The organism is Ureibacillus manganicus DSM 26584 (assembly GCF_000772945.1).
In the GTDB taxonomy this organism is placed as follows: domain Bacteria; phylum Bacillota; class Bacilli; order Bacillales_A; family Planococcaceae; genus Ureibacillus; species Ureibacillus manganicus.
The window spans coordinates 18309-33421 of sequence record NZ_JPVN01000016.1; the positions used below are offsets into that span (position 1 = coordinate 18309).

Consider the following 15113-nt stretch of genomic DNA (forward strand, 5'->3'; position numbering starts at 1 on the left):
CGTTGTCATGGACAAAACAGATTCGAAGCTAGGCGGAACTGTCCATGAGAAGCCAAATTAAGGATATTTATAGTGCTTTTCAAGGTAGAAACTGTTCAGAAGCTACCCAATTAAAGGCTAATTACTTGAAGTATGAATGACTTACAAATCCCTATAAGAAAATGTATAAAGTAAAAAGTAATAACTGCAATTGTCGAAAAATAGAATAATATAATCTAAATTATTTGTTGTATTTTTTTTTAGGGAAAAATATGGTGCGAAGGAGTGTCTAATTGGCAATCTTAAACTCTCGATTTGCATTTTTAGCTGCTGATTTTGAAAATCCCAATTTGAATCAAGATAAAAATGAAGTCGATCAAACTACTTCAGATTCAAGTGAAAAAAATGAATTCAAAAGAGAAAATCTTAAGCCATTGAAAAAGCCTCCCATGATTTACTTAAAATCCATACCATTGTTTGTCTATGTAAATGCCGTTCCAGCAGATATTTATAGTGCGTCTTTATTTTTATTAGTAAAGAATTTATAAACGATTTGGTGTAAAAGTAGAAGTTCATTTATTAATTGGGTAATTTACACATAATCCTGAATATTTAACGTAAATATTAAAAACCCGGAAATAAATTTCCGGGCTTGATTATCACTTGCTATCTTCCGCCATGACACCCTGCCTCCGCTTCTGCTTTACATCTTAAGTTTTTACCCTAAGAAAATTAGCACCAGCATGATCAGTTTTCGTTGGTCCTTCTGAGTTAACGATCATTCGCACTCATCGGGTTAACCCTCCTTAGTCATTTGGATTGAAGTGAAATCTTTAATAGTATAGCTCTTTTTTTGTTTTTCATACGTACTTGTTATTTTTTTGTTCCAACACAAATTAGTTAATAATTATTTATTTACTTTTAAAAAAAATTCAACATTTCAAATGTTAACGTAAATTCGATTGGTGAGGCGGGATACCATAGAGCGAGAATGGGAAATAGCAATGGACTCTATTAATAAAGTAACTGTCACTTCCAATCCAAATAATGAGCCAGTATCAATAGATGGTGTTACAAGCGACTTGAAATGCATTGGATTGGGGACAGATGCAGCTGTATTTTACTGTTATAATGCACCAAATTTTGCATTTAAAAAATATGCAAAAGGAAAAACAATTAAAGTAACTAAAGAAGCGGAAGTATATAAAAATTTAGGTGTATCACCTTATTTCTCGACTTGTTATGCATCGTATGAAGATTTTCTTGTAGTGAGTTTTGAGGAAGGATTGACTCTTTTTGACTGTTTACTTCAAGGAATCCATATCCCTCAGCAGGTAATTTTTGACGTTGAAAATGCGAGAGAATATGCTCGTAATAAAGGTTTGAATCCAAGAGATCTTCATTTGAAAAATATACTATTACAAAATGGCAGAGCAAAGATAATTGATGTCTCTGAATATTTGGAAGCTGAAAATGATTTCAGGTGGGAGTATTTACGAAAAGGTTATGATTTATATTACCCATTATTCAATGGAAGGAAAGTTCCAATTTGGTTAGTTGAATTAATCCGAAAAATATATCTTCAAAAGAGGTAAGATGCAACGGGCTTGTGTTCCCGCAAGTAAAAGATGATCATTACTGATGAAAAGTTGCTCATAAGATCCCGAAAGTTGTTGGTAAAGATGCGCAGTGGATGGAGTTGCTCATAACCCAAGAAAAGTTGCTCAAAAAGTACCCAAAGTCGCTCATAAGACCGCAAAACTTGCTCGTAATTCAAACAGGCAATGGAGTCCGCTCATTTATCCAGACCAGAAATACCAAAGTATACGATAAAAGATATTTGCAACTTTAAGATTTTGTGTTAATATTTGGTTATCACAATATTAGGTCTTGTAGCTCAGCTGGGAGAGCATCACGTCGACAACGTGGGGGTCGCAGGTTCGAGCCCTGTCGAGACCATAGTCAAACAAAAGCCAAAAACCCTTATTTATTAAGTGTTTTTGGCTTTTTTTATTTTCCAACTATATAGTCCGTGGCAAATAACATAGTGTTTATGTACAAATTATTCAATTGACCGAAAATTAACGAATATTAAAATAAAATAACGAAATATAAAACAATTGTTGAAAAAATATTTCAGAAAATTATAATAAAGGAAATGGAAGTAAAAGGGGTTAAATTTATGTACATTTTAGGGATTGATGGTGGTGGGACGAAGACAACAGCTTTAATTGCTGACGAATATGGAAACGTTTACAGTCAAGCGATTACAGGAAGAAGTAACCCCAATACACTATCAGAAGAACAATTTGAACATGTGATTATCGATTTATTGAACCAATTACGTGAAAATAACAAGGATATTTTTAATAGAATAGAAGTTTGTTTTGCGGGAATGGCTGGTGTTGGTGAAAGTGGTAGAGATGAAAAAATGAAATCTCTACTTCTACAACACTTACCTTTAAATTCACTTGTCATTGTTCAAAATGATGCAGTTAATGCGCTTTATTCAGGTACTTTAGGTTCGCCTGGCATTGTACAAATTGCTGGTACTGGTGCTATAACGATTGGATTAAATGAAAACAAAAAAATGGTACGTGTTGGAGGCTGGGGATACTTGTTCGATGATGAAGGAAGTGGCTTCTATTTGGGGAATGAAGCACTTCGAGCAGCGTTTCAACATTACGATGGTCGAGGGATGGATACCGCATTAACTGAAGCTATCATAAAACATTTTGAAGTGAAAGCTGTACCTGATTTAATAGAAAAAATATATGGAAAAGATCACCCTCGTTCAGTCATTGCTCCAATTAGTCGATATGTAGTAAAACTTGCAGAACAGGGAGATCAAATTGCAAATAAGATTATAGAAAAGGCATGTAAAAAAATGATGCAATCAATTAAATCGTGTCATAGTCAATTATTTAACCGAGATCATCATACCTCCGTAATATTATCTGGTGGCGTATTTACAAACGATGTGATTTTTATTGAACACTTTCAAAAGTTATCCATTGAAAGCAATCCAAACTTGAATTTTAGTAAAACTTTAATTCCTCCGGTTGGCGGAGCTATTGCAGCTGGGTTAAGAGCTGTTCAAAAAAACATTGAGCCAAACTTTGTTGAAATATTAAATAATGGTGTAAAACTATGAAACTTGTAAATATCGAAGAAATTGAAATTAACCGAATTGTTCAGCTTTGGAATAAATGCTTAGGTACATCATTTCCGATAACGGAAGAGTTATGGGTTCAAAATACTGTAAATGATATTAATTTACAAAGAACAGGGTCCGTTGCAGTAGTAGAAGATCAAGAATTACTAGGGTTTGTCATTGCGAAGCAATTTAAGGAAATAACACCAACGTTAATGTCACAAGAAATTGGATGGATTCAATGTTTACTTGTGAAACCTGAGGCGCGAGGAAAAGGCGTTGGAAGAACACTTTTGCAAAATGCAGAGTCGAGTTTTCAGAATGTGAAGGAAATTCGTTTAGGGCGAGATCCATGGCATTACTTTCCTGGGGTTCCTTTAGAACAACCAGACACAATCAAATGGTTTGAATATAAAGGATATACAAAGGATTCTATTGAAATAGATTTAGTGAAAAGAGTTGTAGATGAAAACCCTTTTACACTATCAAACTCTAAAGATCATTTCAGGGTATTAACAAAAGAAGATCTGCCACAATTATTAAATTTCTTAAATGATGTGTTCCCTGGTCGATGGCATTATGAAGCTTATCGATATACTCAGATAAATTCTACAGGTAGAGAATTTATGGGGTTTTTTATTGATGGCGAATTAAAAGGTTTTTGTCGTATGAATGATCCCGAGTCGCCAATGATTGCACAAAATGTTTACTGGTCCAAATTGTTTTCTTCTCCTTTAGGAGGAATTGGACCTTTAGGAATTGACCGTGCAGTAAGGGGAAGTAATTTTGGTTTAGATTTAGTAAAAGCAGCTGTTAATGAACTTATGGCGCGAGGAATGCATCATATCGTAATTGATTGGACACAGCTTGAAAGATTTTATGGAAAGCTTGGGTTTACGAAGTGGAAGCAATATCAAACGATGTCAAAAGGGGTGAAATCGTGAAAGAACTAATTCAAACTTTTTTACAGAAGGAAATTGATAAAGAAGTAACTCCAGGGGCAGTTATTCGGGTGAAGCATAAAGGACAGTGGATATTGGAAGATGCTATCGGCATGAATAGTACGGAATACGACAAGGTACCAATGACACAGCAGCATCTATTTGATGTTGCATCATTAACAAAAGTGCTTGCAACTACACCAGCTATTTTACAATTGCTTGGATTAGGAGAAATTCACCTGTACGATCGGGTCTCTTCTTTTATTCCAGGGTTTGCCGGAAAAGGGAAAGACACGATTACAATTAAACAACTACTAACGCATTCTTCTGGTCTGATTGCACATCGACCGTATTTCGAGAAGAAGCTTCCATTTGATGAAGTGTTAGTGGATATTTGTGCGAACGAAGTATTGACATATCAACCAGATACCAAAGTTGTTTATAGCGATTTAGGATACATTTTACTAGGGAAAATTGTAGAAATTGTTTCTAGTTTACCAATTGAACAATATTCAAAGAAATATATTTTCGAACCATTGGAAATGAACGACACAACCTATTTACCAAATGTTAAACGACAACGATACGCACCTACTGAGTATTTAGAGCATTTAAATGGACATAAATACGGAATTGTTCATGATGACAATACCGAATTTATGGGAGGTATCAGTGGACATGCTGGATTATTCTCAACAATAGGGGATATTGCAAAATACTGTGACATGTTAGAAAAAGATGGTTTCTACAACAATCATCAAATCATTTATCCTCTATGGTTGCAAAAATCAAGGGAGAATTTTACTCCTTTTTCAACAGAAGCGCGAGGATTAGGATGGCAATTAAGAGGTGAAGGTGCAAGTCCAGCAGGGGATTTAATGACATCTAAAACCTATGGTCATACAGGTTATACTGGCACAAGTTTTTACATTGATCCAGAAGCTCAAGTCACCGTCATTTTATTAACAAATCGAGTGTATTTTGGACGTCACGATAAAATGAATCGTTTAAGACCACGTTTACATAATCTCATCATGACAAATTTATAAAATGGGGAGGACTAGTCATGCATTTAATGGTAGTTGGAGCGCATTGTGGAGACGGTGAAATACAAGCTGGAGCAATTGCACATAAATATGCCCAAGCTGGATATAAAGTAACATTTTTACATTTAACAGCAGGAGAAAAAGGAGGACCTGCCCATTTAACGGTTGATGAATATCGTGAACAAAAAATAAAAGAATCAGAAATAGCTGCAGCAATATTAGGTGGAGTGAGTATCACACTTAATCATCGAGATGCTGAGTTGTCATTTAATGAAGGAATTATTAAAGAAGTGGCAACTATTTTTAGAAGAGAGAAACCTGATTTTGTGATTACACATTGGGTGAATAGTATGCATCCAGATCATGCACTCTGCCAACAAATCGTTCAAGATGCTTGGTTAAAGGCATCTTTGCCTGGATTTGATTTAGAGGGTCTTCCACCACATGGACTTCGCCGAGTATTTCATAGTGAAAATTGGGAGGACATGGATGGTTATGAACCTGATATTTATGTAGATGTGACAGATTCTTTTGAAGCTTATTTAGAAGCTCTTTCAAGTTATTGGTTCATTATGAATTCTTCAAGCTTCCGTTATTACGATTACTATAAAGCATTAGGTACGGTAAGAGGCTGTTTAGCTAGAACTACCTATGCACAAACTTTACAAAATTCTAAAGGACTACATGTAAGAAAAGAAGGTCATATTCCAGGTTTCCCACTAACAGGAGGTACAAAATGAGTTTAAAGAAAAAAGTTGGTCGTTTATTAATTGCAGGTTTTAAAGGGATTATTATGTCAGATGAAATTAAATTTTTAATCCATGAGTATCACATAAGTGGAATAATTCTGTTTGGTAGAAATATTGGAACACCAAAAGAAATTCTTGATTTAACTCAAAGTTTGCAACGTGAAGCTAAAGCAGCAGGTTATTCATCACCATTATTAATTTGTATTGACCAAGAAAATGGTGTTGTTCGTAGATTAGGAGAAGGAACAACAATTATTCCAGGTGCTATGCTATTAGGTGCAACCGACAATCCACAACATGCATATGCTGCAGGTGTTATTACTGGAAAAGAATTAAAAGCATTAGGTATTAATTGGAACTTAGCGCCTGTGGTTGATGTAAATAATAACCCGAAAAATCCTGTTATTGGTGTTCGTTCGTTTGGTGAAGACCAATACAAAGTGGCAGAGTTTGCCAAACAATCAATGTTAGGCATGCAAAAAGCTAAAGTGATGACAACGTTAAAGCATTTTCCAGGACATGGAGACACAAGTGTCGATTCACATCTAGACTTGCCAATTATTAACCACGACTTACAACGATTACATGAGGTGGAGTTAGTTCCGTTTAAAGAATGTATCGCTGCAGGAGCAGATGCGATCATGACTGCTCATGTTTATTTCCCTGCTCTCGAAACTGAAGAAAATACGCCAGCGACATTATCTCGGTCAGTGATTACTAATTTACTTAGGGAAGAATTGAAATTTGCTGGAGTCATTACGACGGATTGTATGGAAATGGATGCTATTGCAAAAGGAATCGGAACAGTAAATGGGGCAGTAAAAGCGATTCAAGCAGGTGTTGATTTAGTGATGGTTTCGCATATCCATTCCTTACAAGAGCAGTCTATATTAAAAATCGTGGAAGCAGTTGAAAACGGTGAAATTTCTGAGAAACAAATAGATGAGTCAATTAGTCGAATAGAAAATATGATTAATAACTACACAAATTGGACTGAAATAGAAGTGACTAAGTTAGTACCACCGTATGTTGGGTCTGGGGAACATAAAAATGCTATGAGAGAAATTTACTTAGATGGTGTAACGGTTGTCCAAGATAATGGAAAAGCCATACAGAAAGATGAAAAGGTATTATTAATTTATCCGACAAATCAATATGCCATGATGGTGGAAGATAAACGATATTCAACAATAGAAATGGCAGATCAATTAAAGAAAGTTCACTCTTTTGTTGATGTAATGGAAATTAATCCATCCTCTTATGATGAAGAAATTACAACGATTGCGAATGTCGTGCAATCATATGATCACATTGTTGTATTAACTTTAAGTGCCATACAACAAACTGTACAAGAGCAATTTGTAAACGAGATTATAAAAACAGGAAAGTTAGTTGATGTAGTAGCTATCCGCTCTCCATATGATGTAAGTCTTTTCACTTTGGCAAACCGATTAATTTGCACATATGAATTTACTAAACCTGCTTTCGAAGTTGTTTCCCAATATTTAGTGGGGAATGTTCAATTAAATGGAAAATTGCCCGTTACAACATCTTGACTGAAAAAATATTTCAACTATTTAAAATTGTGTTGATATTTTTTTTTAAACCTTATAAAATGTTAGTAAGCGTTTGCAAGTTTTGCGCTTGCTAAGGGAGGGGTAAGGTGAAACCGATGCGTGTATGCGGTTTAATGTCTGGTACTTCGCTGGACGGGCTAGATATCGCTATTGTAGATTTTTCGATGACAAATGCGGAACTAGAATATGAGTTAAAGCATTTTGTTACGATACCGTATGATAACGAACTAAAACTAAAGTTACATGAATTAATGGAACCAAATGTATCAATTCAAAAAGTTTCTTCAATGAATATGTATTTAGGTGAACTTTATGCAACTTACATTAAAGAAGCTTTAGTTGATTCGGAGATTGAATACGATTCCATTGATTTAATCAGTTCACATGGACAAACCATTTGGCATGAACCAAATGTTTGCAATCACGAAAAGTTTGCCCGCCCAAACACGTTACAAATCGGTGATATTTCGGTACTAGCTGAAAAAACGAAGATTCCTGTCATCGGAGATTTTAGAACCCGTGATATGGCTGCCGGTGGTCAAGGCGCACCTTTAGTTCCTTTTGCTGACTATTACTTATTTCAGCATGAAGAACAGGGTCGTATTTTAGTTAACATCGGAGGGATTGCGAATTTAACTGTAGTTCCGCATAAAGCAAGTTCTCAAAATGTCATTGCGTATGATACTGGCCCAGGAAATATGATCATTGATTTTTTCGTGTCTAAGTATACAAATGGACAGCAAAGCTTTGACAAAAACGGGGATTTTGCCAAATCAGGGGTTGTTCACGCTGAATTTTTGGAATATTTGCTCAACAATGACTATTTCCAACAATCAGCTCCGAAAAGCACTGGTAGAGAATTGTTTGGTCAAGCATACTCAGAGCGTATCTGGGATGCAGGAGACCAATATCACCTTACCCCATTGGACAAAATTTCAACGGTGACGATGTTTACAGCAAAAACTTTAGCAAATGAGATTGTAAGCTTAATTGAACCATTCGAAGTAAAAGAAGTTTTTATTAGTGGTGGTGGAGTTCATAATTCTACTCTACTAAACTACTTAATAGAATTACTTCCTGAAACAATTCGTGTGGAACAAACAGATGTACTTGGTATACAACATGATGCAAAGGAAGCTTTTGTTTTTGCACTTCTTGGGTTTTTAGGTTTCAACAAAATTCCTAATAGCTTACCTTCATCAACAGGGGCAAACAGACAAACGGTTATGGGGAAAATTGCATGGTAAAACAAATAGGGGGAAAGTAAATGAAAAAGCTATGGAAAAAACCTACACTTCTTTTAGCTTCACTAGGCTTAACAGCTTCTATGTTAGCTGCATGTAGTGGTGGCAGTAATGAAGAAGTAGGCGATGCTGATGAGTTTAAAGGAACAATCACAATTTGGGATGGTCCAAGATGGCCAGATGAAGATGATAACAAATATCATTGGTTAGAAAGCAAAATTGCTGAATACGAAGCAGCGAATGAAGGTATTAAAATTGAATTGGTTCAGGTTCCTTGGGCTGAAATGGGCGATAAACTTGGGGTATCTATCGCCGGACAAGCTTGGCCAGATATTGCACCAGTTGATATAAGTGGTAGTTCTGTAAGTATTGATCATATCGAACAAGGTGTGGTTGAACCACTAGATGCTTACTTAACTAAAGAAGAAAAAGCAGATTTCTATGAAAATGCACTAGATGCATACTCGTATGATGGAAAACTTTACGGAATTCCAAATTCAATTACATTACACACAATGCTTCTGAACCTGGATTTATTTGAAGAAAGAGGCGTTACACCACCTGCAAATGGTAAATGGACTTATGCAGAATTTTTAAAAACAGCAAAAGATTTAACATTCGATCGTGATGGAGATGGAAAAACAGATGTGTACGGTTTCTCCACTTACATTTTACCTGGATACTATGAAGCTTGGCCATTCTTCTATAAAAACGGTGGATCTCCACTTAATGAAGATTTGACAGGGTTTACGTTTGATGACCCAAAAGTAGTACAAGCGATTCAAGATTTAGCAGATTTGAAATTAAAAGAAGATGCAGCACCCGAAACTTTAGGTGGTTCTGATGTTGGTGGTACATTCCAAGCTTGGGCTAACGAAGAACAACGTACTGTTGCAATGCAACCATGGGCAACTTGGGCAATTGGTGCAGCACAAGGCAAGTACCCTACGAACTTTATGGTAGCAGAATACCCAACTGGTGATGCAGGTGAAGCAGTAACAATTGGTGGAGTTGGCGGTTGGTTAATGTTTAACCAAGGTGACAATGCAAATAAAAAAGCAGCAGTTGCTGATTTTATGAAATTTATTTCTTCAACAGATGAGCAGTTTACAATGGCTCAACATTACGGTATTTTCCCAGCTCGCATTAGTTCTTCTGAAATGGATCCGTTCAAAGAAAACCCTGAGATGACAAGAGCGATGGAAATGTCTGACCAAGTTGTCATGCTTCCTCGTCACCCAGAGTGGAAAAAGATTGATGAAGCGATCCAAACACAACTTCAATTAGTATTTAATGGTGAAAAAACAGCTGAACAAGCAATGGCTGACGCGAAAAAAGCTGTGGACGAATTATTGAAATAATTATGAAGAAGCAGGTATTGCACAAGCATGCCTGCTTCATTTGTAGGAGGTGTATGAAATGACTCAAGTGAAATTGGATCCAGTACAGGAAGTAAATATGAATGAGAATCGTTTACAAGGTACTAAGAATGCGAAAAAGTCGCACAAAAAACCTAACACAGTTTGGCGTGACATGAAGAAAAACTACAGTGCTTATTTGTTTTTATTACCAAAATTAATACTGTTTGTGTTGTTCGTCGCATTTCCAGTAGTTTGGGCAATAGTACTATCATTTCAAAAGTATAGATTCAACGGAAGTATTTTTATAGGATTAGATAATTACATAGCAGTATTTAATAGCGAAGCATTCAGTATTGCATTAAAAAATACACTACTCTTTACTGTTGTAACTGTACCTTTTTCTGTGATTAGTGCTCTTGTGATATCCGTTATGATTTTCGGATTAGGCAAGATCTCACAAAGCTTTTTCCGCTCAGCGTTCTATTTACCATCTGTTACTTCTATGGTCATCATAGCAATGGTTTGGCGTTGGATGTATAACTATGACTTTGGTTTGTTTAACTACTTTTTAAGCTGGTTCGGTGTAGAACCAATTAACTGGTTAGGTCAATCTGCTACTGCATTATGGGCTTTGATTATCATGTCATGTCTAATTCCTTTTGGTACTGGAATCATTATGTATTTAGCTTCTATGGGATCCATATCTCAATCACTTTATGAAGCTGCTCGTATTGATGGTGCAAATAGTCTTAAACAGTTTTTTCATATTACAATACCTTTACTTAAACCTACAACTTTATACCTCGTTTTATTAAGTACAATAGGGTCATTTCAAGTATTCACTCAAATCATCATGATGACAGGTGGAGGACCAGGTAGTTCGACTGAGACGCTAGTACATTTAATCTATAAAACTGGTTTCCGAGATTTTGAATATGGTCTAGCTTCTGCTCAAGCAGTTGTGTTATTTGTCATCATTCTCATCTTCTCAATTATCCAGTTCAGAGTACTACGACATGATGAGTAAGGGGAGGGTCGAAAATGAAAAACAAACCGATTAAAAGTATAAACAAAATTATCACCTATATTTTACTAACTGTATTTGCGATTATTTCATTATTACCACTTTACTGGGTATTTTCGACATCTCTCCAGTTAAGTAGTTACCAGTCACAAGACATGGAAAGACCTGTATCTTATGTTAATGCGAATCCGCCAAAAATGTATCCGATGGGTATACCTTTGTACTTCGAACATTGGTCTGAAGCACGAGAGGCTGCAAAAGCAGGTGATATAGAGTTAGAAACATATCATCGTGACATGATGAGTTACATTATTGAGGATACTTTTTCTAGTTTTGTAAACTTATTTACTAAACAGGATGTCGGAAAATGGTTCTTTAATAGTATATACATTGCCGTAATTGTAACTTTTGGGATTCTACTCTTTGACTCCATGGCCGGTTATGTATTAGCCAAAAAGAAGTTTCCTGGTCGTAACTTAATTTTTTGGGTCATTATTTCAACAATGATGATCCCAGGACAAGTTACCCTTGTTCCACTATTTTTCATGGTAGGAAAATTAGAGTTAATGAATACCCATTGGGCATTGATATTGCCTGATTTAGCAATGGTATTTGGGGTGTTTTTAATGAGACAGTTCATGTACTCTATTCCAGACGAGTTATTAGAAGCAGCGAGAATGGATGGTGCAAGTGAATGGAAAACGTATTGGACAGTCGTATTGCCCCTTGCTAAACCAGGACTTGCAGCGCTAGGTATTTTTACATTTATGAGTGTTTGGAATTCATTTCTGTGGCCAATTATTGTCTTAAATAATGAGGCTCTTTACACATTACCAGTAGGATTAAAAACGTTACAAGATGCAAACTTAGCAAGCTTTAAATTGCTTATGAGTGGTGCAGCAATAACAGCAATTCCAATGATAATCGTATTTATTTTATTCCAACGACACTTCGTAAAAGGCTTGACGATTGGTGGAGTAAAAGAATAATGAGAACAAAAGTAAAACTCGGTATAGATGTATTTTTAGAACAACATGTTCACTTAGTGAAAGGTAAACGTGTCGGTTTATTGACAAATCAAACAGGTGCCAATGCAGAGTTAGTTTCCACGATTCGGTTATTCCATCAACATCCTGGTATTCAATTAACAGCATTATTTGCACCTGAACATGGTTTGAAAACATATGCAAAAGAAGGCGAAAGGTTTTCGAACATGGTTCACGAGGAAACAAATCTTCCTGTATTTAGCTTATACGGTGCTTCTAAAAAACCTACCGACAAGATGATGGATGAAGTTGATATTGTAATATTCGATATTCAGGATATCGGGGCACGGTACTACACATACATTTATACCCTAGCTTATATGATGGAAGCATGTCGACGTACAAATAAGAAAATGATTGTGTTAGATCGTCCAAATCCAATTGGTGGGATTGAAGTAGAAGGAAATTTAGTTTCCGAAGATTTCACTTCATTTGTTGGACTATATCCAATACCAAATCGTCATGGCATGACCGTTGGAGAACTAGCAAGTTATTTCAACAAAGAATTTTCCATAAGTTGTGATTTAACTGTTGTATTAATGGAAGGTTGGTCACGAAACATGTACTTTTCAGATACTAACCTTCCATGGATAACACCATCACCAAATACGACGGGAATCGATATGATGTTACTTTATCCAGGCACTTGTTTAATCGAAGGGACAAATCTTTCGGAAGGAAGAGGTACTACACAACCATTTGAAATTATCGGTGCTCCATTCATTAACGGCGTAAAGTTAGAAGACGGGTTGAATGCCCTCAAATTACCAAATGTTCATTTTAGGGCTACGTCTTTCAAACCAACGTATCAAAAATATAAAGATGAACTATGTGAAGGAATCCAATTGCATATTTTAGATCGTCAAAACTTTAAACCATTAAGTACATTTACTCAAGTGTTTAACACGATTGTGAGTATTTATGGAGACCGTATAGAATTTTTAAAATATGAAAGTTTAAAGCATCCTATGTTTGATCTGCTCGCTGGGAATGCACTGCTAAGAAAGTCCGTTTTAGAAGGCAATATTGATAACTTTTTAGAAAAGTGTAGAAGAGATACGAAAGAATTTATCAAAAAAAGAGCTAAGTATTTACTCTATAGATAGGAAGGCGGAGCGATGGACAAAATATCACTTCTGACAACTGAAAAAAGCAATCCGAAGACACATCAAATTGATGAAATGTCGATAACAGAAATATTAAATGTGATGAATGAGGAAGATCAAACAATCGCCTTATCAGTTCAACGTGTATTACCACAAGTTGAAGAAGTAATAAGTAAGGTCGTAACGGCATTTCAAAATGAAGGTAGATTATTTTATGTTGGCGCTGGTACAAGTGGAAGAATCGGTATTTTAGACGCAGTTGAATGTCCTCCGACTTTTAGTACATCACCAGATTTAGTGCAAGCAATATTAGCAGGTGGAGAAGGTGCTATGTTTCGTGCGGTGGAGGGTGCAGAAGATGATGAAGAACTTGGTGCTACCGACTTAAAGAATTTATCGCTTACTTCTAGTGATGTAGTAATTGGTATTGCTGCAAGTGGAAGAACTCCTTATGTAATAGGTGCATTAAAATATGCGGGGCAATGTGGGGCAACAACTGTTAGCCTTACTAGTAATCTAAATTCAATTATAAGTAAATATGCTTCGATTCAAATTGAGGTTGTCACAGGTCCTGAAATCTTATCTGGCTCTACACGTTTACGTGCTGCAACTGCTCATAAAATGATACTCAACATGATTTCAACCACTTCAATGATAAAAACCGGAAAAGTATATCAAAATTTCATGATAGATTTAAACGCAAGTAACTATAAATTAAAAGAACGTGCAAAGAAAATTGTTTGTACAGTAACGAATGTTGACTACTCAACAGCGGAAGCTGTGTTAGAGGAAACTGAATATAATGTGAAACTTGCAATTGTCATGATATTAACAAACGAAAAAAAAGCTGAGGCCATAAAACTCATTTCAAAATCCAATGGGTTTGTCCGTCAAGCAATCAATCTTTCAAATAATGAGAGGGGATAAGAATCATGTTACGTACATTTCGAAATGGCGATGAAGCAGCACTTGTTCAATTATGGAATGAAGTATTGGTGCATGATCCGATAAATGAGAACCGATTCCGAAACCAAATATTGTTAGATGCTAATTTTGATCCAAAGGGACTTATTGTAGCAGTGGAAGAAGGGGAAATCGTAGGAGCTGTATTAGCCATTACGAGAAAACTTCCAATGGAAGGAACAAATTTAGAAAGTGACACAGGTTGGATTACATTTTTCATGGTTCATCAACAATATGAACGTGCTAATATTGGTCATCAGCTTTTTGAAAAGGCGTGTGACTATATAAAAAATGAAGGAGCAGAAAAAGTGTATTTCTCCTCTTATGCACCAAATTATTTTGTGCCGGGAATTGATGAAGAACGGTATCCAAAAGGATTTGCTTTCTTGTTAAAAAAAGGATTTAGAAAAGTCTATTCCCCTGTTGCGATGCATCGAGCATTAATAGATTATGTATATCCTGAACAAATTAAAGAGCTGAAAAAGCAAAGGGAATTAGAAGGGTATTCATTCGGTAAAGTACAAGATGGAGATTTGTATGAACTCATACAATTTGCAAATGTACATTTTAATGCAGATTGGGGTAGAGCCATTCGTGAAGGAATTTTAATGGGTATGGATCCTTCGCGAATTCTAGTCGCAAAAAAACAGGACATTGTCGTTGGATTTGCATTATATGGTGGATATGAAGGAATTCGTGAAAGATTTGGTCCTTTCGGTGTTGATGAACGTGAACAAGGGAAGGGATTAGGTAAAATATTATTACACGATACATTACATGAAATGAGAAAACAATCTTTACAGGGTGCCTGGTTCTTATGGACAAGTGAAAAAAGTTCAGCTGGACATTTGTATTTAAAGAATGGATTTAAAACCTATCGAAAGTTTCACGTTATGGTAAAGGAATTAACAAATAATTGAGTT

Annotated in this window: 14 protein-coding genes and 1 tRNA gene; all 15 read left to right on the plus strand. The window is 35.8% G+C overall.

What is annotated here, in order from left to right:
* Window positions 1-272 precede the first annotated feature (272 nt).
* The 15 genes from CD29_RS13245 to CD29_RS13315 all read left to right on the plus strand — a co-directional run bounded on the left by CD29_RS13245 (window position 273) and on the right by CD29_RS13315 (window position 15110).
* Window positions 273-527: a hypothetical protein gene (locus CD29_RS13245; RefSeq protein ID WP_036187742.1), complete on the plus strand. Its 255-nt coding sequence runs from the start codon at window positions 273-275 to the stop codon at window positions 525-527.
* A gap of 456 nt (window positions 528-983) precedes the next feature.
* Window positions 984-1574 carry a serine/threonine protein kinase gene (locus CD29_RS13250; RefSeq protein WP_052124158.1) on the plus strand — a complete coding sequence of 197 codons (591 nt, stop codon included), beginning with the start codon at window positions 984-986 and terminating at the stop codon, window positions 1572-1574.
* A 291-nt stretch (window positions 1575-1865) separates the two neighbouring features.
* Window positions 1866-1938: transfer RNA gene (locus CD29_RS13255), tRNA-Val, on the plus strand.
* A 223-nt stretch (window positions 1939-2161) separates the two neighbouring features.
* A complete protein-coding gene (locus CD29_RS13260; protein ID WP_036187745.1) occupies window positions 2162-3133 on the plus strand; it encodes an N-acetylglucosamine kinase in 972 nt (323 codons plus the stop codon).
* Window positions 3130-4077, plus strand: a complete 948-nt coding sequence (locus tag CD29_RS13265) for a GNAT family N-acetyltransferase (protein ID WP_036187748.1) — start codon at window positions 3130-3132, stop codon at window positions 4075-4077. Before CD29_RS13260 ends, CD29_RS13265 begins: the two co-directional genes overlap by 4 nt.
* On the plus strand, window positions 4074-5123 hold the full coding sequence (locus CD29_RS13270) for a serine hydrolase domain-containing protein (protein WP_036187752.1): 1050 nt from the start codon (window positions 4074-4076) through the stop codon (window positions 5121-5123). The genes CD29_RS13265 and CD29_RS13270 overlap by 4 nt, the downstream gene beginning before the upstream one ends.
* Window positions 5124-5140: 17 nt before the next feature.
* Window positions 5141-5860: a PIG-L deacetylase family protein gene (locus tag CD29_RS13275; protein WP_036187754.1), complete on the plus strand. Its 720-nt coding sequence runs from the start codon at window positions 5141-5143 to the stop codon at window positions 5858-5860.
* Window positions 5857-7425 carry a beta-N-acetylhexosaminidase gene (gene nagZ, locus CD29_RS13280; protein WP_036187757.1) on the plus strand — a complete coding sequence of 523 codons (1569 nt, stop codon included), beginning with the start codon at window positions 5857-5859 and terminating at the stop codon, window positions 7423-7425. The genes CD29_RS13275 and nagZ overlap by 4 nt, the downstream gene beginning before the upstream one ends.
* Before the next feature lie 116 nt (window positions 7426-7541).
* Entirely contained in the window at window positions 7542-8693 is a 1152-nt protein-coding gene (locus CD29_RS13285) for an anhydro-N-acetylmuramic acid kinase (RefSeq protein WP_036187880.1), read from the plus strand.
* Between the two features lie 20 nt (window positions 8694-8713).
* A complete protein-coding gene (locus CD29_RS13290) occupies window positions 8714-10051 on the plus strand; it encodes a sugar ABC transporter substrate-binding protein (RefSeq protein WP_036187759.1) in 1338 nt (445 codons plus the stop codon).
* Between the two features lie 58 nt (window positions 10052-10109).
* Window positions 10110-11078 (plus strand): carbohydrate ABC transporter permease, encoded by a 969-nt coding sequence (locus CD29_RS13295; RefSeq protein ID WP_235801839.1) that lies wholly within the window; start codon window positions 10110-10112, stop codon window positions 11076-11078.
* A 14-nt stretch (window positions 11079-11092) separates the two neighbouring features.
* Window positions 11093-12064 carry a carbohydrate ABC transporter permease gene (locus tag CD29_RS13300; protein WP_036187764.1) on the plus strand — a complete coding sequence of 324 codons (972 nt, stop codon included), beginning with the start codon at window positions 11093-11095 and terminating at the stop codon, window positions 12062-12064.
* Window positions 12064-13227, plus strand: coding sequence for an exo-beta-N-acetylmuramidase NamZ family protein (locus CD29_RS13305; RefSeq protein ID WP_036187767.1), 1164 nt, complete (start codon window positions 12064-12066; stop codon window positions 13225-13227). Before CD29_RS13300 ends, CD29_RS13305 begins: the two co-directional genes overlap by 1 nt.
* Window positions 13228-13239: 12 nt before the next feature.
* Window positions 13240-14154, plus strand: coding sequence for an N-acetylmuramic acid 6-phosphate etherase (murQ, locus tag CD29_RS13310; RefSeq protein WP_036187770.1), 915 nt, complete (start codon window positions 13240-13242; stop codon window positions 14152-14154).
* A 5-nt stretch (window positions 14155-14159) separates the two neighbouring features.
* Entirely contained in the window at window positions 14160-15110 is a 951-nt protein-coding gene (locus CD29_RS13315; protein WP_197061766.1) for a GNAT family N-acetyltransferase, read from the plus strand.
* The last annotated feature ends 3 nt before the right edge of the window (window positions 15111-15113 follow it).